This is a genomic window from Burkholderia sp. AU19243 (assembly GCF_018148075.1).
Taxonomy (GTDB): Bacteria; Pseudomonadota; Gammaproteobacteria; order Burkholderiales; family Burkholderiaceae; genus Burkholderia; species Burkholderia latens_A.
In genome coordinates, this window is the sequence record NZ_JAGSTV010000014.1 from 1 (window position 1) to 18787 (window position 18787).

The window sequence follows — 18787 nt, forward strand, 5'->3', positions numbered from 1 at the left end:
GGGCGACAACGTGTCGATCACGGTGAAGCTGATCGCGCCGATCGCGATGGAAGAAGGTCTGCGCTTCGCAATCCGCGAAGGCGGCCGTACCGTCGGCGCAGGCGTCGTCGCCAAGATCATCGAGTAATATCGACGATCCGCGGGCCCTTCCAGGGTCCGCGATTCTACGGTAGGCAGTCATACCGTCGAAACCGGGTGTCCAGTTTGATCTGGCACCCGGTTTTTCTTTGTGGGGCGTCGGCCGCGGCATCGAAAAACGCCTGCCACCGCGGCGAATTTTCGTGTAGAATCGCGGGCTTAGCAGTGGAAGTACCGTTCGGAACCCGGCGCTTCGCTCCCCGCAGGCAACAGGTTTCGCGTTCTTTTAGTGTCCGGCGATGCAACATCGCCTCGCTCTTTTCAAGGAATCGTCATGCAGCAACAAAAAATCCGCATTCGCCTGAAGGCTTTCGACTATCGTCTGATCGATCAATCGGCTGCCGAAATCGTCGATACCGCGAAGCGGACTGGCGCAATCGTCCGTGGCCCGGTGCCGCTGCCGACGCGCATTCAGCGTTTTGACATCCTGCGCTCGCCGCACGTCAACAAGACGTCGCGCGATCAGCTCGAAATCCGTACCCACCAGCGCCTGATGGACATCGTCGATCCGACCGACAAGACGGTCGACGCGCTGATGAAGCTCGATCTGCCGGCTGGCGTCGACGTGGAAATCAAGCTGCAGTAAGGCTTTCGGCGCCGCCTGGTCCGCTCGGTGGTGCTAAGTCTTTGTATTGCTTGCGGAAATCGAAAGGTCGGGCTATACTGCTTGGCTTTTCGCGTATTCGCGTAAAAAAGTTGGGCCTTGCGTGCCCGGCATTTTGTAAATCAGCCCCGACCAATCGCAGTCGGGAATGGAGAAAATGATGAGCCTTGGACTCGTAGGTCGCAAGGTTGGCATGACCCGTATCTTCACGGCTGAAGGGGATTCGATTCCCGTCACCGTGCTGGACGTGTCGGACAACCGCGTGACGCAGATCAAGACTGTTGAAACCGACGGCTACACGGCCGTGCAGGTTGCATTCGGCTCCCGCCGCGCATCGCGCGTGACGAAGCCGCTGGCAGGTCATCTCGCCAAAGCCGGTGTCGAAGCCGGTGAAATCCTCAAGGAATTCCGCATTGACGCGGCCAAGGCAGCCGAGCTGTCGAATGGCGCCGTGGTCGGTGCAGATCTTTTCGAAGTAGGCCAGAAGGTCGACGTGCAAGGCGTGTCGATCGGTAAGGGCTACGCCGGTACGATCAAGCGTTACAACTTCTCCTCCGGCCGTGCTACGCACGGTAACTCGCGCTCGCACAACGTGCCGGGCTCGATCGGTATGGCGCAGGATCCGGGTCGCGTTTTCCCGGGCAAGCGCATGACGGGTCACCTCGGTGACGTTACGGTGACGGTGCAGAACCTCGAAATCGCTCGTATCGACGCAGAGCGCAAGCTGCTGCTCGTCAAGGGCGCGATTCCGGGCGCGAAGGGCGGCAAGGTTTTCGTGACGCCGGCCGTCAAGACCAAGGGGGCGAAATAATGGAACTCAAGCTCCTGAACGAAAATGGTCAGGAAGGTGCAGTGGTCAACGCGTCGGACGTCGTGTTCGGTCGTGACTACAACGAAGCGCTGATCCACCAGGTCGTCGTCGCGTACCAGGCGAATGCTCGCCAGGGTAACCGCGCACAGAAGGACCGCGAGCAAGTCAAGCACACCACCAAGAAGCCGTGGCGTCAGAAGGGTACGGGCCGTGCTCGTGCCGGTATGTCGTCGAGCCCGCTGTGGCGTGGCGGTGGTCGCATCTTCCCGAACTCGCCGGAAGAAAACTTCTCGCACAAGGTCAACAAGAAGATGCATCGCGCAGGTCTCTGCTCGATCTTCTCGCAGCTGGCCCGTGAAGGCCGTCTGTCGGTCGTCGAAGACATCGTCCTCGAAGCGCCGAAGACCAAGCTGCTGGCTGACAAATTCAAGACCATGGGTCTCGACTCCGTTCTGATCATCACGGACACGGTCGACGAGAACCTGTACCTGGCTTCGCGCAACCTGCCGCACGTGGCGATTGTCGAGCCGCGCTACGCTGACCCGCTGTCGCTGATCTACTTCAAGAAAGTGCTGGTCACGAAGGCTGCGGTCGCCCAGATCGAGGAGTTGCTGTCATGAGCGAGATTCGCAAGAACGATCATCGTTTGATGCAGGTCCTGCTCGCACCGGTGATCTCGGAAAAGGCGACGCTGGTTGCCGACAAGAACGAGCAAGTCGTGTTCGAAGTCGCACCGGATGCCACGAAGCAGGAAGTGAAGGCGGCTGTCGAGCTGCTGTTCAAGGTTGAAGTTGATTCGGTCAACGTGCTGGTTCAGAAGGGCAAGCAAAAGCGCTTCGGCCGTTCGATGGGCCGCCGCAAGGACGTGAAGAAGGCGTACGTTTGCCTGAAGCCCGGCCAGGAAATCAACTTTGAAGCGGAGGCCAAGTAATCATGGCAATCGTGAAAGTTAAACCGACTTCGCCGGGTCGCCGCGCGATGGTCAAGGTGGTCAACAAGAACCTGCACCAGGGCAAGCCGTACGCGGCACTGCTCGATTCGCAGAGCTCGACCGCCGGCCGTAACAACAACGGTCGCATCACCACCCGTCACAAGGGCGGTGGTCACAAGCATCACTACCGTATCGTCGATTTCCGTCGCACGAAGGACGGCATCCCGGCAAAGGTCGAGCGTCTCGAGTACGACCCGAACCGCAGCGCGAACATCGCGCTGGTGCTCTACGCAGACGGCGAGCGTCGCTACATCATCGCCCCGAAGGGCCTGACCGTCGGCCAACAGCTGATGTCGGGTTCGGAAGCGCCGATCCGTGCAGGCAACACGCTGCCGATCCGCAACATTCCGGTCGGTACGACGATCCACTGCATCGAGATGCTGCCGGGCAAGGGCGCGCAAATGGCGCGTTCGGCTGGCACGTCGGCCATGCTGCTGGCGCGTGAAGGCGTCTACGCGCAGGTTCGTCTGCGTTCGGGCGAAATCCGCCGCGTGCACATCGAGTGCCGTGCAACGATCGGTGAAGTCGGCAACGAAGAGCATAGCCTGCGCCAAATCGGCAAGGCCGGCGCGAACCGCTGGCGCGGTATCCGCCCGACGGTGCGTGGCGTTGCGATGAACCCGGTTGATCACCCGCACGGTGGTGGTGAGGGCAAGACGGCTGCAGGTCGCGACCCGGTGAGCCCGTGGGGTACGCCGGCTAAGGGTTACCGCACCCGCAGCAACAAGCGCACGACGACGATGATCGTCCAGCGCCGTCACAAGCGTTAAGGAGTAGGCAATGGCACGTTCTGTAAAAAAAGGTCCGTTCTGCGACGCCCATTTGCTGAAGAAAGTTGAGGCGGCTGCAGCTTCGCGCGACAAAAAGCCGATCAAGACCTGGTCGCGTCGCTCGACGATTCTGCCGGATTTCATCGGCCTGACGATCGCTGTTCACAACGGCCGTCAACACGTTCCGGTGTACATCTCGGAAAACATGGTCGGCCACAAGCTTGGCGAGTTCGCACTGACCCGTACGTTCAAGGGTCACGCGGCCGACAAGAAGGCCAAGAAATAAGGGGCAATCAAGATGGAAGTGAAAGCAATTCATCGCGGTGCCCGCATCTCGGCGCAAAAAACGCGCCTTGTGGCTGACCAGATCCGCGGTTTGCCGGTCGACAAGGCGCTGAACGTTCTGACGTTCTCGCCGAAGAAGGCGGCTGGCATCGTGAAGAAGGTTGTGCTGTCGGCAATCGCGAATGCGGAGCACAACGAAGGCGCTGATATCGACGAGCTCAAGATCAAGAGCATCTACGTCGACAAGGCTGCATCGCTCAAGCGTTTCACCGCGCGCGCCAAGGGCCGCGGTAACCGCATCGAGAAGCAATCCTGTCACATCACTGTGACGGTCGGGAATTAAGGAGCCATACGATGGGACAGAAAATTCATCCGACTGGCTTCCGCCTGGCTGTCAGCCGCAATTGGGCTTCGCGTTGGTACGCGAACAACAACAATTTCGCGGCGATGCTGCAGGAAGACATCGGTGTTCGTGAATACCTGAAGAAGAAGCTGAAGAACGCTTCGGTCGGTCGGGTCGTCATCGAGCGTCCGGCAAAGAACGCGCGCATCACGATTTACAGCTCGCGTCCGGGCGTCGTCATCGGCAAGAAGGGCGAGGATATCGAACAGCTGAAGACGGAACTGCAACGCCGCATGGGCGTGCCGGTTCACGTCAACATCGAAGAGATCCGCAAGCCGGAAACCGATGCTCAGCTGATCGCTGATTCGATCACGCAACAGCTCGAGCGCCGGATCATGTTCCGTCGCGCGATGAAGCGTGCGATGCAGAACGCGATGCGTCTGGGTGCCCAAGGCATCAAGATCATGAGCGCAGGCCGTCTGAACGGTATCGAAATCGCACGTACGGAGTGGTATCGCGAAGGTCGCGTGCCGCTTCATACGCTGCGTGCCGACATCGACTACGCGACTTCGGAAGCGAAGACGACCTACGGGATCATCGGTGTCAAGGTGTGGGTGTACAAGGGCGACACGCTCGGCCGTAACGACGCGCCGGTGGTCGAAGAAGTAGCCGAAGACAAGCGTCCGCGTCGCAATGCGCGTCCGGGCGACCGTCGTCCGCGCCGTGATGGCGAAGGCGGCGCTCCGGGTGCTCGTCGTGGCGCACCGCGCCGTGGCGCCGGCAAGCCGGAAGACGGCAAGACTGGAGAATAACGATGCTGCAACCGAAACGCAGGAAGTATCGCAAAGAGCAGAAGGGTCGTAACACCGGCAAGGCGACGCGCGGCAACGCCGTGTCGTTCGGTGAATTCGGCCTGAAGGCGATCGGTCGCGGTCGTTTGACCGCACGTCAAATCGAAGCGGCGCGTCGTGCAATGACGCGTCACATCAAGCGTGGCGGCCGTATCTGGATCCGTATCTTCCCGGACAAGCCGATTTCGCAAAAGCCGGCAGAAGTGCGTATGGGTAACGGTAAGGGTAACCCGGAGTACTACGTCGCCGAAATCCAGCCGGGCAAGATGCTCTATGAAATGGACGGCGTATCCGAAGAACTGGCACGCGAAGCGTTCCGTCTGGCCGCAGCGAAGCTGCCGCTGAAGACGACGTTCATCGTGCGCCAGCTCGGCGCCTAAGGAGAAAACATGAAGGCTTCCGAACTTCTCCAGAAAGACCAGGCCGCGCTCAACAAGGAGCTGGCGGACCTGCTGAAGGCGCAATTCGGCCTGCGCATGCAACTCGCGACCCAGCAGCTCACGAACACGAGCCAGCTGAAGAAGGTTCGTCGCGACATCGCACGTGTGCGGACCGTCATGACTCAGAAGGCGAACCAGAAATGAACGATAGCGTGAAAACCTCGCTGAAGCGGACGCTGGTCGGTCGGGTCGTCAGCAACAAGATGGACAAGACCGTCACCGTGCTGATCGAGCACCGCGTCAAGCACCCGATCTACGGCAAGTACGTCGTGCGCTCGAAGAAGTACCACGCGCACGATGAAGCGAACACCTGCAACGAAGGCGATCTCGTCGAAATCCAGGAAACCCGTCCTGTTTCGAAGACGAAGGCCTGGACGGTGTCGCGCCTCGTCGAAGCAGCTCGCGTCATCTAAGCGGGCAGAGCAGTAGGCAGTAACAGGCACTTCTCCACGAAGTGCTTGAAATCGCAAAGTTTTTGCTTGCGTGACCGGGATTATTTGTTATAATCCCGGTCTTCCCTCTTTATGGGAGCCCCGTCGCGGGCGAAGTTGGTGGGGGAAGCGGACTGGCGCCAGCCTGTCCGAAAGATTCACCGAATTGCGATGGCGGGTTTCGTTTGCCGTCGCTGCTGTTCCAACCCAAGCAGCCGATTGGCTGACGGGACCAAGACTGACCGAATGCATCATGGTGGTGCATCCGGATTAAGTTGGGAAAGACAAACCATGATCCAGACCGAATCTCGGCTCGAAGTAGCCGACAACACGGGTGCGCGTGAAGTCATGTGCATCAAGGTGCTCGGCGGCTCGAAGCGTCGTTATGCCGGCATTGGCGACATCATCAAGGTGACCGTCAAAGAAGCAACGCCGCGCGGGCGCGTGAAGAAAGGCGAAATCTACAACGCCGTGGTGGTCCGCACCGCCAAGGGCGTTCGCCGTCAAGACGGCTCGCTGATCAAGTTCGACGGCAACGCCGCTGTGCTTTTGAACAACAAGCTTGAGCCGATCGGCACCCGTATCTTCGGGCCGGTGACGCGTGAGCTGCGTAGCGAACGATTCATGAAGATCGTTTCGCTGGCGCCGGAAGTGCTGTAAGGAGTCGCGATGAACAAGATTCGCAAAGGTGACGAAGTTATCGTCGTCACTGGCAAGGACAAGGGCAAGCGCGGCGTCGTGCTGGCTGTCGGTGCAGAACATGTGACGGTTGAAGGTATCAACCTCGTCAAGAAGCATGTGAAGCCGAACCCGATGAAGGGTACGACGGGCGGCGTGGAAGCGAAGACGATGCCCCTGCATATTTCGAACGTCGCACTGGTCGACGCGAATGGCAAGGCGTCGCGTGTTGGCATCAAGGTCGAGGAAGGCAAGAAGGTTCGCTTCCTGAAGACGACCGGTGCCGTACTGAGCGCCTGACGCAGCGGAGTAAAAAATGGCTCGTTTTCAAGAGTTTTACAAAGAAAAGGTTGTGCCTGGCCTGATCGAGAAGTTCGGTTACAAGTCGGTCATGGAAGTGCCGCGCATCACCAAGATCACGCTGAACATGGGTCTTGGCGAAGCGATCGCTGACAAGAAGATCATCGAGAACGCCGTTGGCGACCTCACGAAGATCGCTGGTCAGAAGCCGGTCGTCACGAAGGCACGCAAGGCAATCGCAGGCTTCAAGATCCGCCAGGGCTACCCGATTGGCGCGATGGTGACGCTGCGCGGCCGTGCGATGTACGAATTCCTCGACCGTTTCGTGACCGTTGCCCTGCCCCGCGTGCGTGACTTCCGCGGTGTGTCGGGCCGTGCTTTCGATGGCCGCGGCAACTACAACATCGGTGTGAAAGAGCAGATCATTTTCCCCGAAATCGACTACGACAAGATCGACGCACTGCGTGGGCTGAACATCAGCATCACGACGACTGCGAAGACCGACGACGAAGCAAAGGCTCTGCTCGCCAGCTTCAAGTTCCCGTTCAGAAACTGAGGTTACCGTGGCTAAACTGGCACTGATCGAACGTGAAAAGAAGCGCGCCCGCCTGGTCGCGAAGTTCGCAGCGAAGCGCGAAGCGCTGAAGGCGATCGTCGAAGACCAAAGCAAGTCGGAAGAAGAGCGCTACGAAGCACGCCTTGAGCTGCAGCAACTGCCCCGCAACGCAAACCCGACCCGCCAGCGTAACCGCTGCGCGATCACGGGCCGTCCGCGTGGCACGTTCCGTAAATTCGGCCTCGCGCGTAACAAGATTCGTGAAATCGCATTCCGTGGCGAGATTCCTGGCCTGACCAAGGCGAGCTGGTAATAGGAGAAACGTAAATGAGCATGAGTGATCCTATCGCCGATATGCTGACTCGCATCCGCAACGCGCAGATGGTCGAGAAGGTATCGGTCGCGATGCCCTCGTCGAAGGTCAAGGTTGCAATCGCGCAAGTCCTGAAGGACGAAGGTTATATCGACGATTTCGCCGTCAAGGCGGAAGGTGCGAAGTCCGAACTGAATATCGCGCTGAAGTACTACGCAGGCCGCCCGGTCATCGAACGCCTCGAGCGCGTGTCGAAGCCTGGTCTGCGCGTGTACCGCGGCCGTAACGACATTCCGCAGGTCATGAATGGCCTGGGCGTGGCAATCGTGTCGACGCCGAAGGGCGTGATGACCGACCGCAAGGCGCGCGCTACCGGCGTCGGCGGCGAAGTCATCTGCTACGTCGCTTAAAGCCGAGGAGAGAGAAACATGTCTCGAGTAGGTAAGAGCCCGATCGCGCTGCAAGGCGCGGAAGTCAAGCTGGCCGACGGTGCGATCACCGTCAAGGGCCCGCTGGGCACCATCACGCAAGCGATCAATCCGCTCGTGAACGTGGCGAACAACGACGGCACGCTGAATCTGTCGCCGGTCGACGAAAGCCGCGAAGCAAACGCACTGTCGGGCACGATGCGCGCGATCATCGCGAATGCCGTGCACGGCGTGACCAAGGGTTTCGAGCGCAAGCTGACGCTGGTTGGCGTCGGTTATCGTGCGCAAGCGCAAGGCGACAAGCTGAACCTGTCGCTGGGTTTCTCGCACCCGGTGGTGCACCAGATGCCGGAAGGCGTCAAGGCTGAAACCCCGACGCAAACCGAAATCGTGATCAAGGGGATCAACAAGCAACAAGTCGGTCAAGTGGCTGCGGAAGTCCGCGGTTACCGTCCGCCGGAGCCGTACAAGGGCAAGGGCGTGCGCTATTCCGACGAGGTTGTGATCCTCAAAGAAACGAAGAAGAAGTAAGGGTGCGCAATCATGGATAAGACTCAATCTCGCCTGCGCCGCGCTCGCCAGACGCGTATCAAGATCGCTGAGCTGCAGGTCGCGCGTCTCGCCGTGCATCGCACGAACACGCACATCTACGCTCAAGTGTTCTCGCCCTGCGGCACCAAGGTGCTCGCCAGCGCGTCGACGCTCGAAGCAGAAGTGCGCGCCGAACTGGCCGACAAGTCGGGCAAGGGCGGCAACGTTAATGCCGCGACGCTGATCGGCAAGCGTATTGCCGAGAAGGCAAAGGCTGCCGGCATCGAATCCGTCGCCTTCGACCGCTCGGGCTTCCGCTACCATGGCCGCGTCAAGGCGCTGGCTGAGGCAGCTCGCGAAGCTGGGCTCAAGTTCTAAGGAAGGAATTCGTCATGGCAAAGATGCAAGCGAAAGTTCAGGCTGACGAGCGCGACGACGGCCTTCGCGAAAAGATGATTTCGGTCAACCGCGTGACCAAGGTCGTGAAGGGTGGCCGTATTCTCGGCTTCGCCGCACTGACCGTGGTTGGCGACGGCGATGGCCGCATCGGTATGGGCAAGGGCAAGGCGAAGGAAGTGCCGGTCGCTGTCCAGAAGGCAATGGAACAAGCTCGCCGCAACATGTTCAAGGTGCCGCTCAAGAACGGCACGCTGCAGCACGAAGTGCACGGCAAGCATGGCGCATCCGCTGTCCTCCTCGCTCCGGCGAAGGCAGGTACGGGCGTGATCGCCGGCGGCCCAATGCGCGCAGTGTTCGACGTGATGGGCGTTCAGAACGTCGTGGCGAAGAGCCACGGTTCGACGAACCCGTACAACCTCGTTCGCGCCACGCTGGACGGTCTGCGCAAGCAGTCGACCCCGGCAGACATCGCGGCGAAGCGCGGCAAGTCCGTCGAAGATATTTTGGGCTAAGCCCGGGTGGTCACCATGTCTGAAAAAACTGTCAAGGTTCAGCTCGTCAAGAGCCTGATCGGGACCCGCGAATCGCACCGTGCGACCGTGCGTGGCCTGGGCCTGCGCCGACTCAACTCGGTGAGCGAGCTGCAGGATACGCCGGCGGTCCGCGGCATGATCAACAAGGTCTCGTACCTCGTTAAGGTCATCGCGTAAGCGGCCCTACGGATCAAGGAGTTGATATGGAATTGAATAACCTGAAGCCGGCCGCTGGTGCAAAGCACGCCAAGCGTCGCGTCGGCCGTGGCATCGGTTCGGGCCTCGGCAAGACGGCTGGCCGTGGTCACAAGGGTCAGAAATCGCGTTCGGGCGGCTTCCACAAAGTCGGTTTCGAAGGCGGTCAGATGCCGCTGCAACGTCGTCTGCCGAAGCGCGGCTTCACGTCGCTGACGAAGGAATTCGTCGGTGAAGTGCGCCTGGGCGACCTCGAGAAGCTGCCGGTCGACGAGATCGATCTGCTCGCACTGAAGCAAGCCGGCCTGGTCGGCGAGCTGACGAAGAGCGCAAAGATCATCGCGACGGGCGAACTGAAGCGCAAGATCGTCGTGAAGGGTCTCGGTGCCACCAAGGGTGCGCGCGCTGCGATCGAAGCGGCTGGCGGTTCGTTCGCCGAGTGACACGCGTAGCGCGTCGTTACTTGCATTCATCGGAGAAGGTACTTGGCTAACAGCCCGAGTCTTGCAAAACCCGGTCGAAGCACGGCGAAATTCGGCGATCTGCGCCGGCGAGCGATGTTCCTGCTCCTGGCGCTGATCGTCTATCGCATCGGCGCGCACATCCCCGTGCCGGGCATCGATCCGGATCAACTGGCGAAGCTGTTCCAGAGCCAGGCGGGCGGCATCCTGGGCATGTTCAACATGTTCTCGGGCGGCGCGCTTTCCCGCTTCACGATCTTTGCGCTGGGGATCATGCCGTACATCTCGGCGTCGATCATCATGCAGCTGCTGGCGATCGTATCGCCGCAGCTCGAGGCGCTGAAGAAGGAAGGGCAGGCAGGGCAACGGAAGATCACGCAGTACACGCGGTATTTCACCGTGGTGCTCGCGACCTTCCAGGCGTTCGGTATCGCGGCCGCGCTGGAAAACCAGCCGGGCCTCGTGATCGACCCCGGCATGCTGTTCCGGCTGACGACGGTCGTGACGCTGGTTACCGGCACGATGTTCCTGATGTGGCTGGGTGAGCAGATCACCGAGCGCGGTCTGGGCAACGGCATCTCGATCATCATCTTCGGCGGGATCGCAGCAGGGTTCCCGAATGCCGTCGGTGGGCTGTTCGAGCTGGTGCGTACGGGTTCGATGAGCATCATTTCGGCGATCATCATCGTCGTTCTGATCGCCGCGGTGACTTACCTGGTCGTGTTCATCGAACGCGGTCAGCGCAAGATCCTCGTGAACTACGCGAAGCGCCAGGTCGGCAACAAGATCTACGGTGGACAGTCGTCGCACTTGCCGCTGAAGCTGAACATGTCGGGTGTGATTCCGCCGATCTTCGCGTCGTCGATCATCCTGTTCCCGGCCACGATTCTCGGCTGGTTCAGCACGGGTCAGCCGTCGGGAAGCTGGATCTCCAACACGTTGCATAACGTCGCGGAGGCGCTGAAGCCGGGCCAGCCGGTCTATGTGCTGCTGTACACGCTGGCGATCGTGTTTTTCTGCTTCTTCTACACCGCACTGGTGTTCAACAGCAGGGAAACCGCGGACAACCTGAAGAAGAGCGGCGCGTTTGTTCCTGGCATCCGTCCGGGCGATCAGACCGCGCGATATATCGACCGCATCCTCACGCGTCTGACGCTGGCTGGTGCGATCTACATCGTCTTCGTGTGTCTGCTGCCGGAATTCCTGGTGCTGCGCTGGAACGTGCCGTTTTATTTTGGTGGAACGTCGCTGCTGATCATTGTCGTCGTCACGATGGACTTCATGGCGCAGGTGCAGTCGTACGTTATGTCGCAACAGTATGAGTCGCTGCTCAAGAAGGCAAACTTCAAGGGCGGCAACATCCCAATGCGTTAATTAAGGACTATGGCCAAAGACGATGTAATCCAGATGCAGGGTGAGGTGATCGAAAACCTCCCGAATGCGACCTTCCGTGTGAAGCTGGAAAACGGCCATGTCGTGTTGGGGCATATCTCCGGGAAGATGCGGATGCACTACATCCGCATCCTGCCGGGCGACAAGGTGACGGTTGAATTGACGCCTTACGATCTGTCTCGTGCGCGGATCGTGTTCCGGGCGAAGTGATTTGGAAAAAAGGGTATTATCATGAAAGTGATGGCATCGGTTAAGCGCATTTGCCGCAATTGCAAGATCATCAAGCGCAAAGGCGTCGTTCGCGTGATCTGCAGCTCGGATCCGCGCCACAAGCAGCGCCAAGGCTGACCGCGCGTTTGTTTGCGCTTTTTGTTTGAGGAAAAACAATGGCTCGTATCGCAGGGGTTAACATCCCGAATCACCAGCATACCGAGATCGGCCTGACGGCAATCTTCGGTATCGGCCGCACGCGCTCGCGCAGCATCTGCACGGCAGCTGGCGTGGAATTCTCGAAGAAGGTCAAGGACCTGACCGACGCAGACCTCGAAAAGCTGCGTGAAGAAGTGGGCAAGTTCATCGTCGAAGGCGACCTGCGCCGTGAAGTGACGATGAACATCAAGCGCCTGATGGACCTCGGTTGCTACCGTGGTGTTCGTCATCGCAAGGGCCTGCCGATGCGCGGTCAGCGTACGCGTACGAACGCACGTACCCGCAAGGGTCCGCGTCGTGCAGCGCAAGCGCTGAAGAAGTAAGCGGAACTGACAGTTACAGGAAAACGTAATGGCTAAGGCTTCGAACACCGCGGCGCAACGCGTTCGCAAGAAGGTTAAGAAGAACGTCGCTGAAGGCGTGGTTCACGTTCACGCGTCGTTCAACAACACGATCATCACGATCACCGATCGCCAGGGCAATGCGCTGGCATGGGCGACGTCGGGCGGCCAGGGCTTCAAGGGCTCGCGCAAGTCGACGCCGTTCGCTGCTCAGGTTGCTGCTGAGTCGGCCGGTCGCGTCGCGATGGAATACGGCGTGAAGAATCTGGAAGTGCGGATCAAGGGCCCGGGCCCGGGCCGTGAGTCGGCAGTGCGTGCACTGCATGGCCTCGGCATCAAGATCACCGCGATTTCGGACGTCACCCCGATTCCGCACAACGGCTGCCGTCCGCCGAAGCGCCGTCGTATCTAAGGATGTTGCTGGCACGTTCGTGCTGGCGCATTGCCTGTCGCCGCGCCGCGTCGACGGGCGTTGCTTTTTTGATTGACTAAGCCCACCGTTCGCCCCAAAGGGCGCGAACTAGCGCGGATTCCGATCCGCGTGACCGATTGATAAAGGAATGCAAAGTGGCACGTTATATCGGCCCTAAGGCCAAGCTGTCCCGCCGTGAAGGCACCGACCTGTTCCTGAAGAGCGCGCGCCGCTCGCTCGCCGACAAGTGCAAGCTCGACAGCAAGCCGGGCCAGCACGGCCGTACCTCGGGCGCACGTACGTCCGACTATGGTACGCAGCTGCGCGAAAAGCAGAAGGTCAAGCGTATTTACGGCGTGCTGGAGCGTCAGTTCCGCCGCTACTTCGCTGAAGCCGACCGTCGCAAGGGCAACACGGGTGAAAACCTGCTGCAACTGCTCGAGTCGCGCCTCGACAACGTCGTGTATCGCATGGGCTTCGGCTCGACCCGCGCTGAAGCGCGTCAGCTGGTGAGCCACAAGTCGATCACCGTGAACGGCGTCGTCGCGAACGTGCCGTCGCAGCAAGTGAAGGCTGGCGACGTCATCGCGATCCGCGAAAAGGCGAAGAAGCAGGCGCGTATCATCGAAGCGCTGTCGCTGGCCGAGCAAGGCGGCATGCCGAGCTGGGTTGCAGTCGATGCGAAGAAGTTCGAAGGCACGTTCAAGCAAATGCCGGAACGCGCTGACATCGCAGGCGACATCAACGAAAGCCTGATCGTCGAATTGTATTCGCGTTAATCCGATTGACGGCCGAGGTATCCCGATTGCGTCATGCAAGGAGGGGCCTCGGCTGTTTATTTTCTGGTTGTTACCGGTCAGCCTTATCGGTGTAACGAGCCGAGGGTATTGAAAAGGAAAGCCCATGCAAACCAGTTTGCTGAAACCCAAGATCATCGCCGTGGAATCGCTTGGCGAGAACCACGCGAGGGTGGTCATGGAACCGTTCGAACGCGGTTACGGCCACACCTTGGGCAATGCGCTTCGCCGCGTGCTGCTGTCGTCGATGGTTGGCTACGCGCCGACCGAAGTGACGATCGCGGGCGTGGTGCACGAGTACTCGACGCTTGATGGCGTGCAAGAGGACGTCGTCAACCTGCTGCTGAACCTGAAGGGTGTGGTGTTCAAGCTGCACAACCGTGACGAAGTGACGGTGACCCTGCGCAAGGAAGGCGAAGGCGTCGTCACGGCCGGCGATATCGAGCTGGCGCACGATTGCGAAGTCATCAACCCGAATCACGTGATCGCACACCTGTCGAAGGGCGGCAAGCTCGACGTTCAGATCAAGATCGAGAAGGGTCGCGGCTACGTGCCGGGCAACGTCCGTCGCTACGGCGAAGACACGGCCAAGATCATCGGCCGCATCGTCCTCGACGCATCGTTCTCGCCGGTTCGCCGCGTGAGCTACGCAGTCGAAAGCGCACGTGTCGAGCAGCGTACCGACCTCGACAAGCTCGTGATGAACATCGAGACGAGCGGCGTGATCACCCCGGAAGAGGCGATCCGTCAGTCGGCCCGCATCCTGGTCGACCAGCTGTCCGTATTCGCGGCGCTGGAAGGCACGGAAACGGCTGCCGAGGCACCGTCGCGTGCACCGCAGATCGATCCGATCCTGCTGCGTCCGGTGGACGATCTCGAGCTGACGGTTCGTTCGGCGAACTGCCTGAAGGCCGAGAACATCTACTACATCGGCGACCTGATCCAGCGCACGGAAAACGAGCTGCTGAAGACGCCGAACCTCGGTCGCAAGTCGCTCAACGAGATCAAGGAAGTGCTCGCTTCGCGCGGTCTCACGCTGGGCATGAAGCTCGAAAACTGGCCGCCGGCTGGTCTCGACAAGTAAGCCCGTCTGTAGCGTCGCTATAGCGGTAGTTGGCAAAGATGCGGATTTTCCTTTAAAATCCGCATCTTGTTTTTTTTCGTTACCGGCCCGTGCGCCCTCGAGGGTGCGATAGAAGAGCTGGATCAAAACTTCGAATCAAGGAAACTGAAATGCGCCATCGTCATGGTCTGCGGAAACTGAACCGCACGAGCAGCCACCGTCTGGCTATGCTCCGTAACATGTCCAACTCGCTGATCGAGCACGAAGTCATCAAGACGACGCTGCCGAAGGCGAAGGAACTCCGTAAAGTCGTCGAGCCGCTGATCACGCTCGGCAAGAAGCCGTCGCTGGCAAACCGTCGCCTGGCATTCAACCGCCTGCGCGATCGCGACTCGGTCGCGAAGCTGTTCGACGTGCTCGGTCCGCGTTTCGCGAACCGTCCGGGCGGCTACCTGCGCGTGCTGAAGTTCGGCTTCCGCGTCGGCGACAACGCACCGATGGCACTCGTCGAGCTGCTGGATCGTCCGGAAGTCGACGAAACGGAAAACGTGCAAGAAGCTGAATAAGTTTCAGGTGCGTGGCAGTAACCGGAAAGGGCTGAGCGAATGCTTGGCCCTTTTTGTTTTTGAGATTCGATGCGGCCGATTGCCGCAGACGAAGCGAATCCCGTCGCGGCATCCCGGCTCAACGCGCTGCGGTGTCTGCGAAGCCGGCAGAGTCGCACAGGCTGCGCTACGATACGGGGCGACCGGCGTGGATGTTCCGCGTCGGCCGGAAGCCGGTAAATCAGTCGGGGAACGCGTATGGTTGTGGTGCTGATGCTGACGACGGTGCCCGATGCGGCGACGGCCCAGGCACTGGTCAACGGCGCGCTTGATGCGCGTCTTGCCGCATGCGTGTCGGAACTCGGGGCGATCAAGTCGCGCTATCACTGGCAGGGCAAGGTCGAAACGGCCGACGAGATCCAGTTGCTGTTCAAGACGAGCCCCGTGCGCGCGCTCGAACTGGAGCGATTTATTCTCGCGCATCATCCTTACGAGACACCGGAAATCCTCTCGTGGCAGACGACTGCGTCGGCCGCGTACGGCCAGTGGGTGACCAGCGAAACTCAACGTCTATTTCATGTTTAACGGTATGGCGCTTTCCGTGCGTGTGCACGCGCTGCGGGTCCTCGCAGTCCTGTTGTCGTTCATGTTCGTGCTGGGCGTGGGCGGACTGTCGGTCGCGCGCGCGGCCGATGATTTTCTCGATCCGTCGGTCGCGTTCAAGTTCAGCGCGACCGAATCGCCGGGGCAGGTGGACGTCCGTTTCAAGGTCGCGAACGGGTATTACCTTTACCGCGAGCGGTTTGCGTTCGCGGTGAAGAGTGGTCAGGCCACGCTCGGCGATCCCCAATATCCTGCCGGTCACGTGAAGTTCGACCAGACGTTCCAGAAGGAAGTCGAAACCTATCGCGACGAGGTCGTGATCCGCGTGCCGGTCAAGCAGGCAGCGGGGCCGTTCGAGCTCGCGGTCACGTCGCAGGGCTGCGCGGACGAAGGCATCTGCTATCCGCCTGCCGAACACGTCGTGAAGGTTGACGGTGCGGCGCTGGGCGCGCCCACGGCGGCCGGCGGCGCAGCCGCTTCGGGCAACTGGCTCGACAAGGTGACGAGCGCGGATTTCGCGCAGTCGCTGCTCGAGGGGCACGGCTTCTTCACGATCGTCGCGCTGTATTTCGTCGCCGGCGTCGTGCTGAGTCTGCTGCCGTGTTCGTATCCGATGATTCCGATCGTGTCGGCGATCATCATCGGCCAGGGCACGCGCGCGACGCATGCGCGCGGCTTTGCGCTGTCGCTCACGTATGTGGTCGGCATGGCGCTCGTCTATACGGTACTCGGCATCGCGGCGGCGCTGGTCGGCCAGAGCCTCGGCGCATGGCTGCAGAACCCGTGGGTGCTCGGCGCGTTCGGCGTGCTGCTCACCGCGTTCGCGATAGCGCTGATCTCGGGGAAGGACATCGCGCTGCCCGAGCGCTGGCAGAACGGCGCGGCCGAAGCGTCGCGAGCGCGTCAGGGTGGCCACTTCGCCGCGGTCGCCGCGATGGGTGCGTTGTCGGCGCTCGTCGTCGGCGCATGCATGACGGCGCCGCTATTTGCGGTGCTCGCGTTCATCGCGCACACCGGCAATGCGCTGCTCGGCGGTGCCGCGCTGTTTGCGATGGGCCTCGGGCTCGGCGTGCCGCTGCTCGTCGTCGGCGTCGGCGCGGGCACGGTCCTGCCGCGCGCCGGCGCATGGATGGACGGTGTGAAGGTGTTCTTCGGGATCGTGCTGCTTGCCGCCGCACTGTGGATTGTGTGGCCGGTGCTCGCGGGCGGTCTGAAGATGGTGCTCGCCGCGTTGTGGCTGCTCGTCGCGGCCGCGGCGCTCGGCCTGTTCACCCCGCATGCGGGCGTCGCGTCGATCTGGCGCCGCCTCGGCCGCGGCCTCGGCGCCGCGCTCGCGATCTGGGCGGCGACGCTGCTCGTCGGGCTCGCCGCGGGGTCCGACGACCCGGTCAAGCCGCTGGCCGTCCTCGCGGCACGCACGGTTGCGTCGGGCGCTGCATCAGTCGACGGCGCGCCGTCCGCGCAGGGCGGCCCCGCGTTCGCGCCGGTGCGTTCCAGCGGCGAACTGGACACGTTGCTGAAGACGTCCGCGCGGCCCGTGATGCTCGATTTCTATGCGGACTGGTGCGTAAGTTGCAAGGAGATGGAGCATCTGACGTTTACCGACTCGCGCGTGCAGGCTCGGCTCGCGCAGCTTCACCTCGTGCGTGCGGACGTCACCGCGAACAACGCGGACGATCAGGCGCTGCTCAAACGCTTCAATCTTTTTGGACCGCCGGGGATCATCTTCTTCGATCGCAACGGCAACGAGATCGGCCGCGTGGTCGGCTATCAGGCCGCCGAGACGTTCCTGCGCAGCCTCGATCGGGCGGCGGTGCCGACGGTTTGACGACCATTCGCGTGCGCGTCGGCCGCGGCTGCATCGATTTCATGTAAAAAACGGCGGGACACCGAAGTGTCCCGCCGTTTTTCTTGATGCCGGCAGTTGCGCGGCTTAGCGCTGAGCCTTCAGCAGACGCGCGGCATCGAGCGCGAAGTACGTGAGCACGCCATCGGCCCCGGCGCGCTTGAACGCGAGCAGCGATTCGAGCACGACCTTGTCGTGATCCAGCCAGCCATTCATCGCGGCGGCCTTCAGCATCGCGTATTCGCCGCTCACCTGGTACACGTAGGTCGGGAAGCGGAACTCGTCCTTCACGCGGCGCACGATGTCGAGATACGGCATGCCCGGCTTGACCATCACCATGTCGGCGCCTTCGTCGATGTCGAGGCGCACTTCGCGCAGCGCTTCGTCGCTGTTCGCCGGATCCATCTGATAGGTCATCTTGTTGCCCTTGCCCAGGTTCGACGCCGAACCCACCGCATCGCGGAACGGACCGTAGAACGCCGACGCGAACTTCGCCGAGTAAGCCATGATCCGCGTATGGATGTGGCCATCGCTTTCGAGCATTTCGCGTACCGCACCGATGCGGCCGTCCATCATGTCCGACGGCGCGACGATGTCAACGCCGGCTTCCGCCTGCGCGCGTGCCTGGTCAACCAGGATCTCGATCGTGTCGTCGTTGATCACGTAGCCGTTTTCGTCGAGCACGCCATCCTGGCCGTGGCTCGTGTACGGATCGAGTGCGACGTCGGTCAGCACGCCGAGTTCGGGGAAGTGCTTTTTCAGCTCGCGCACCGCGCGCGGAATCAGGCCGTCGGGGTTGGCTGCTTCGCGCCCATCGGGCGTCTTCAGCGACGGCTCGATGGCCGGGAACAGCGACAACACCGGCACGCCGAGTTCGACGCATTGCTCGGCGACGTGCATCAGCAGATCCACCGACACGCGCTCGACGCCGGGCATCGACGGCACGCTCTGGCGTTCATTCGTGCCGTCGACGACGAATACCGGGTAGATCAGATCGTCGGTGGTCAGGCGGTTTTCGCGCATCAGGCGCCGGGAGAAGTCGTCGCGGCGCATCCGGCGCGGACGATGAAGCGGATGGAAGCTCATGGCGATTTGGCAGAAATCAGGGCAAGAAGGGCCTTACGGAACCCTTAGGTCATTTTCGAGATCGTTGGTATATGATAGCGATCGAGCGGCGCGCGTCGCGTGCAGCTCCCCGCTTCTCCTCCCTGAGCGGGTGCCTGTCGTTATTCGATTAGGCTGTTTGACCCGCCGTTCAACGGCGGGTTTTTTTATGAGCCGGGGGAATCCGCAGGTGCCGT

The 18787-nt window shown here is 61.0% G+C and carries 32 protein-coding genes and 1 pseudogene; 32 read left to right on the forward strand and 1 reads right to left on the reverse strand.

From position 1 onward, the window contains the following. The 32 genes and pseudogenes from KDW55_RS22955 to dsbD form a co-directional block, all read left to right on the forward strand. A pseudogene (locus tag KDW55_RS22955) lies at nt 1-127 on the forward strand (elongation factor Tu); the annotation flags it as partial. A gap of 285 nt (nt 128-412) precedes the next feature. Further along, the gene (gene rpsJ, locus KDW55_RS22960; protein WP_004199280.1) at nt 413-724 is read left to right on the forward strand and encodes a 30S ribosomal protein S10; all 312 of its coding nucleotides are present in this window, start codon (nt 413-415) and stop codon (nt 722-724) included. A gap of 178 nt (nt 725-902) precedes the next feature. After that, the gene (gene rplC, locus KDW55_RS22965; RefSeq protein WP_006752926.1) at nt 903-1553 is read left to right on the forward strand and encodes a 50S ribosomal protein L3; all 651 of its coding nucleotides are present in this window, start codon (nt 903-905) and stop codon (nt 1551-1553) included. Then, nucleotides 1553-2173 (forward strand): 50S ribosomal protein L4, encoded by a 621-nt coding sequence (gene rplD / locus KDW55_RS22970; protein WP_040143046.1) that lies wholly within the window; start codon nt 1553-1555, stop codon nt 2171-2173. Before rplC ends, rplD begins: the two co-directional genes overlap by 1 nt. After that, complete coding sequence (rplW, locus tag KDW55_RS22975) at nt 2170-2484, forward strand: 50S ribosomal protein L23 (protein WP_004199275.1); 315 nt, start codon at nt 2170-2172, stop codon at nt 2482-2484. Before rplD ends, rplW begins: the two co-directional genes overlap by 4 nt. A 2-nt stretch (nt 2485-2486) precedes the next feature. Then, nucleotides 2487-3314: a 50S ribosomal protein L2 gene (rplB, locus tag KDW55_RS22980; protein ID WP_040143048.1), complete on the forward strand. Its 828-nt coding sequence runs from the start codon at nt 2487-2489 to the stop codon at nt 3312-3314. A gap of 10 nt (nt 3315-3324) precedes the next feature. After that, nucleotides 3325-3600 (forward strand): 30S ribosomal protein S19, encoded by a 276-nt coding sequence (rpsS, locus tag KDW55_RS22985; protein ID WP_004199273.1) that lies wholly within the window; start codon nt 3325-3327, stop codon nt 3598-3600. A 12-nt stretch (nt 3601-3612) separates the two neighbouring features. After that, on the forward strand, nt 3613-3942 hold the full coding sequence (gene rplV / locus KDW55_RS22990) for a 50S ribosomal protein L22 (protein WP_004199272.1): 330 nt from the start codon (nt 3613-3615) through the stop codon (nt 3940-3942). 11 nt (nt 3943-3953) lie between these two features. After that, on the forward strand, nt 3954-4754 hold the full coding sequence (rpsC, locus tag KDW55_RS22995) for a 30S ribosomal protein S3 (protein ID WP_006482899.1): 801 nt from the start codon (nt 3954-3956) through the stop codon (nt 4752-4754). A gap of 2 nt (nt 4755-4756) precedes the next feature. Continuing rightward, on the forward strand, nt 4757-5173 hold the full coding sequence (rplP, locus tag KDW55_RS23000; RefSeq protein WP_040143049.1) for a 50S ribosomal protein L16: 417 nt from the start codon (nt 4757-4759) through the stop codon (nt 5171-5173). A 9-nt stretch (nt 5174-5182) separates the two neighbouring features. Next, nucleotides 5183-5377 carry a 50S ribosomal protein L29 gene (gene rpmC / locus KDW55_RS23005; protein ID WP_006400652.1) on the forward strand — a complete coding sequence of 65 codons (195 nt, stop codon included), beginning with the start codon at nt 5183-5185 and terminating at the stop codon, nt 5375-5377. Next, nucleotides 5374-5646 (forward strand): 30S ribosomal protein S17, encoded by a 273-nt coding sequence (rpsQ, locus tag KDW55_RS23010; RefSeq protein ID WP_006752928.1) that lies wholly within the window; start codon nt 5374-5376, stop codon nt 5644-5646. The genes rpmC and rpsQ overlap by 4 nt, the downstream gene beginning before the upstream one ends. Before the next feature lie 309 nt (nt 5647-5955). Next, on the forward strand, nt 5956-6324 hold the full coding sequence (rplN, locus tag KDW55_RS23015; protein ID WP_006752929.1) for a 50S ribosomal protein L14: 369 nt from the start codon (nt 5956-5958) through the stop codon (nt 6322-6324). A 9-nt stretch (nt 6325-6333) separates the two neighbouring features. After that, nucleotides 6334-6642 (forward strand): 50S ribosomal protein L24, encoded by a 309-nt coding sequence (gene rplX / locus KDW55_RS23020; protein WP_006477187.1) that lies wholly within the window; start codon nt 6334-6336, stop codon nt 6640-6642. A 16-nt stretch (nt 6643-6658) separates the two neighbouring features. After that, nucleotides 6659-7198: a 50S ribosomal protein L5 gene (rplE, locus tag KDW55_RS23025; protein WP_006482882.1), complete on the forward strand. Its 540-nt coding sequence runs from the start codon at nt 6659-6661 to the stop codon at nt 7196-7198. 7 nt (nt 7199-7205) lie between these two features. Next, complete coding sequence (rpsN, locus tag KDW55_RS23030) at nt 7206-7511, forward strand: 30S ribosomal protein S14 (RefSeq protein ID WP_006482884.1); 306 nt, start codon at nt 7206-7208, stop codon at nt 7509-7511. Between the two features lie 14 nt (nt 7512-7525). Continuing rightward, on the forward strand, nt 7526-7921 hold the full coding sequence (gene rpsH / locus KDW55_RS23035; RefSeq protein WP_006477185.1) for a 30S ribosomal protein S8: 396 nt from the start codon (nt 7526-7528) through the stop codon (nt 7919-7921). Between the two features lie 18 nt (nt 7922-7939). Next, nucleotides 7940-8470 (forward strand): 50S ribosomal protein L6, encoded by a 531-nt coding sequence (gene rplF, locus KDW55_RS23040; protein WP_006758786.1) that lies wholly within the window; start codon nt 7940-7942, stop codon nt 8468-8470. 12 nt (nt 8471-8482) lie between these two features. Continuing rightward, nucleotides 8483-8848 (forward strand): 50S ribosomal protein L18, encoded by a 366-nt coding sequence (gene rplR / locus KDW55_RS23045; RefSeq protein WP_006477183.1) that lies wholly within the window; start codon nt 8483-8485, stop codon nt 8846-8848. A gap of 14 nt (nt 8849-8862) precedes the next feature. Beyond that, entirely contained in the window at nt 8863-9381 is a 519-nt protein-coding gene (gene rpsE, locus KDW55_RS23050; RefSeq protein ID WP_006752931.1) for a 30S ribosomal protein S5, read from the forward strand. A 15-nt stretch (nt 9382-9396) separates the two neighbouring features. Further along, nucleotides 9397-9579, forward strand: a complete 183-nt coding sequence (rpmD, locus tag KDW55_RS23055) for a 50S ribosomal protein L30 (protein ID WP_006400644.1) — start codon at nt 9397-9399, stop codon at nt 9577-9579. Nucleotides 9580-9605: 26 nt separating this feature from the next. Next, nucleotides 9606-10040: a 50S ribosomal protein L15 gene (rplO, locus tag KDW55_RS23060; protein ID WP_006482880.1), complete on the forward strand. Its 435-nt coding sequence runs from the start codon at nt 9606-9608 to the stop codon at nt 10038-10040. A 42-nt stretch (nt 10041-10082) separates the two neighbouring features. Continuing rightward, the gene (secY, locus tag KDW55_RS23065) at nt 10083-11432 is read left to right on the forward strand and encodes a preprotein translocase subunit SecY (protein ID WP_006400642.1); all 1350 of its coding nucleotides are present in this window, start codon (nt 10083-10085) and stop codon (nt 11430-11432) included. A 9-nt stretch (nt 11433-11441) separates the two neighbouring features. Continuing rightward, entirely contained in the window at nt 11442-11660 is a 219-nt protein-coding gene (infA, locus tag KDW55_RS23070) for a translation initiation factor IF-1 (RefSeq protein ID WP_004521905.1), read from the forward strand. Nucleotides 11661-11681: 21 nt separating this feature from the next. Continuing rightward, on the forward strand, nt 11682-11798 hold the full coding sequence (rpmJ, locus tag KDW55_RS23075; protein ID WP_004199844.1) for a 50S ribosomal protein L36: 117 nt from the start codon (nt 11682-11684) through the stop codon (nt 11796-11798). 38 nt (nt 11799-11836) lie between these two features. Then, on the forward strand, nt 11837-12202 hold the full coding sequence (gene rpsM / locus KDW55_RS23080; RefSeq protein WP_039323572.1) for a 30S ribosomal protein S13: 366 nt from the start codon (nt 11837-11839) through the stop codon (nt 12200-12202). 28 nt (nt 12203-12230) lie between these two features. Next, on the forward strand, nt 12231-12632 hold the full coding sequence (gene rpsK, locus KDW55_RS23085) for a 30S ribosomal protein S11 (protein ID WP_004197937.1): 402 nt from the start codon (nt 12231-12233) through the stop codon (nt 12630-12632). Between the two features lie 155 nt (nt 12633-12787). Beyond that, nucleotides 12788-13411 carry a 30S ribosomal protein S4 gene (rpsD, locus tag KDW55_RS23090; RefSeq protein ID WP_014722284.1) on the forward strand — a complete coding sequence of 208 codons (624 nt, stop codon included), beginning with the start codon at nt 12788-12790 and terminating at the stop codon, nt 13409-13411. A 124-nt stretch (nt 13412-13535) separates the two neighbouring features. Continuing rightward, the gene (gene rpoA, locus KDW55_RS23095; RefSeq protein WP_006477176.1) at nt 13536-14513 is read left to right on the forward strand and encodes a DNA-directed RNA polymerase subunit alpha; all 978 of its coding nucleotides are present in this window, start codon (nt 13536-13538) and stop codon (nt 14511-14513) included. Between the two features lie 149 nt (nt 14514-14662). Further along, nucleotides 14663-15058: a 50S ribosomal protein L17 gene (gene rplQ / locus KDW55_RS23100; protein ID WP_006477175.1), complete on the forward strand. Its 396-nt coding sequence runs from the start codon at nt 14663-14665 to the stop codon at nt 15056-15058. Between the two features lie 237 nt (nt 15059-15295). After that, nucleotides 15296-15622, forward strand: coding sequence for a divalent-cation tolerance protein CutA (cutA, locus tag KDW55_RS23105; RefSeq protein WP_059545472.1), 327 nt, complete (start codon nt 15296-15298; stop codon nt 15620-15622). Next, a complete protein-coding gene (gene dsbD / locus KDW55_RS23110) occupies nt 15615-17468 on the forward strand; it encodes a protein-disulfide reductase DsbD (RefSeq protein ID WP_212161502.1) in 1854 nt (617 codons plus the stop codon). Before cutA ends, dsbD begins: the two co-directional genes overlap by 8 nt. Before the next feature lie 105 nt (nt 17469-17573). Here the strand turns inward: dsbD and hemB are convergent, their stop codons facing one another. Further along, nucleotides 17574-18572, reverse strand: a complete 999-nt coding sequence (hemB, locus tag KDW55_RS23115) for a porphobilinogen synthase (RefSeq protein ID WP_059545468.1) — start codon at nt 18570-18572, stop codon at nt 17574-17576. Nucleotides 18573-18787 lie beyond the last annotated feature (215 nt).

What these genes read in the sequence shown, in the direction of transcription:
- rpsK (WP_004197937.1), top strand. Translation starts at nt 12,231, where the DNA reads ATGGCTAAGGCTTCGAACACCGCGGCGCAACGCGTTCGCAAGAAGGTT.
- infA (WP_004521905.1), top strand. Translation starts at nt 11,442, where the DNA reads ATGGCCAAAGACGATGTAATCCAGATGCAGGGTGAGGTGATCGAAAAC.
- rpsQ (WP_006752928.1), top strand. Translation starts at nt 5,374, where the DNA reads ATGAACGATAGCGTGAAAACCTCGCTGAAGCGGACGCTGGTCGGTCGG.
- rpsE (WP_006752931.1), top strand. Translation starts at nt 8,863, where the DNA reads ATGGCAAAGATGCAAGCGAAAGTTCAGGCTGACGAGCGCGACGACGGC.
- rplB (WP_040143048.1), top strand. Translation starts at nt 2,487, where the DNA reads ATGGCAATCGTGAAAGTTAAACCGACTTCGCCGGGTCGCCGCGCGATG.
- rpsH (WP_006477185.1), top strand. Translation starts at nt 7,526, where the DNA reads ATGAGCATGAGTGATCCTATCGCCGATATGCTGACTCGCATCCGCAAC.
- hemB (WP_059545468.1), bottom strand. Translation starts at nt 18,572, where the DNA reads ATGAGCTTCCATCCGCTTCATCGTCCGCGCCGGATGCGCCGCGACGAC.
- rpsJ (WP_004199280.1), top strand. Translation starts at nt 413, where the DNA reads ATGCAGCAACAAAAAATCCGCATTCGCCTGAAGGCTTTCGACTATCGT.
- rplW (WP_004199275.1), top strand. Translation starts at nt 2,170, where the DNA reads ATGAGCGAGATTCGCAAGAACGATCATCGTTTGATGCAGGTCCTGCTC.
- rpsM (WP_039323572.1), top strand. Translation starts at nt 11,837, where the DNA reads ATGGCTCGTATCGCAGGGGTTAACATCCCGAATCACCAGCATACCGAG.
- rpsS (WP_004199273.1), top strand. Translation starts at nt 3,325, where the DNA reads ATGGCACGTTCTGTAAAAAAAGGTCCGTTCTGCGACGCCCATTTGCTG.
- rplF (WP_006758786.1), top strand. Translation starts at nt 7,940, where the DNA reads ATGTCTCGAGTAGGTAAGAGCCCGATCGCGCTGCAAGGCGCGGAAGTC.
- rpmJ (WP_004199844.1), top strand. Translation starts at nt 11,682, where the DNA reads ATGAAAGTGATGGCATCGGTTAAGCGCATTTGCCGCAATTGCAAGATC.
- rpmC (WP_006400652.1), top strand. Translation starts at nt 5,183, where the DNA reads ATGAAGGCTTCCGAACTTCTCCAGAAAGACCAGGCCGCGCTCAACAAG.
- rplN (WP_006752929.1), top strand. Translation starts at nt 5,956, where the DNA reads ATGATCCAGACCGAATCTCGGCTCGAAGTAGCCGACAACACGGGTGCG.
- rpoA (WP_006477176.1), top strand. Translation starts at nt 13,536, where the DNA reads ATGCAAACCAGTTTGCTGAAACCCAAGATCATCGCCGTGGAATCGCTT.
- rplV (WP_004199272.1), top strand. Translation starts at nt 3,613, where the DNA reads ATGGAAGTGAAAGCAATTCATCGCGGTGCCCGCATCTCGGCGCAAAAA.
- rplE (WP_006482882.1), top strand. Translation starts at nt 6,659, where the DNA reads ATGGCTCGTTTTCAAGAGTTTTACAAAGAAAAGGTTGTGCCTGGCCTG.
- dsbD (WP_212161502.1), top strand. Translation starts at nt 15,615, where the DNA reads ATGTTTAACGGTATGGCGCTTTCCGTGCGTGTGCACGCGCTGCGGGTC.
- cutA (WP_059545472.1), top strand. Translation starts at nt 15,296, where the DNA reads ATGGTTGTGGTGCTGATGCTGACGACGGTGCCCGATGCGGCGACGGCC.
- rplD (WP_040143046.1), top strand. Translation starts at nt 1,553, where the DNA reads ATGGAACTCAAGCTCCTGAACGAAAATGGTCAGGAAGGTGCAGTGGTC.
- rplQ (WP_006477175.1), top strand. Translation starts at nt 14,663, where the DNA reads ATGCGCCATCGTCATGGTCTGCGGAAACTGAACCGCACGAGCAGCCAC.
- rplC (WP_006752926.1), top strand. Translation starts at nt 903, where the DNA reads ATGAGCCTTGGACTCGTAGGTCGCAAGGTTGGCATGACCCGTATCTTC.
- rpsC (WP_006482899.1), top strand. Translation starts at nt 3,954, where the DNA reads ATGGGACAGAAAATTCATCCGACTGGCTTCCGCCTGGCTGTCAGCCGC.
- rpmD (WP_006400644.1), top strand. Translation starts at nt 9,397, where the DNA reads ATGTCTGAAAAAACTGTCAAGGTTCAGCTCGTCAAGAGCCTGATCGGG.
- rplX (WP_006477187.1), top strand. Translation starts at nt 6,334, where the DNA reads ATGAACAAGATTCGCAAAGGTGACGAAGTTATCGTCGTCACTGGCAAG.
- rplO (WP_006482880.1), top strand. Translation starts at nt 9,606, where the DNA reads ATGGAATTGAATAACCTGAAGCCGGCCGCTGGTGCAAAGCACGCCAAG.
- rplP (WP_040143049.1), top strand. Translation starts at nt 4,757, where the DNA reads ATGCTGCAACCGAAACGCAGGAAGTATCGCAAAGAGCAGAAGGGTCGT.
- rplR (WP_006477183.1), top strand. Translation starts at nt 8,483, where the DNA reads ATGGATAAGACTCAATCTCGCCTGCGCCGCGCTCGCCAGACGCGTATC.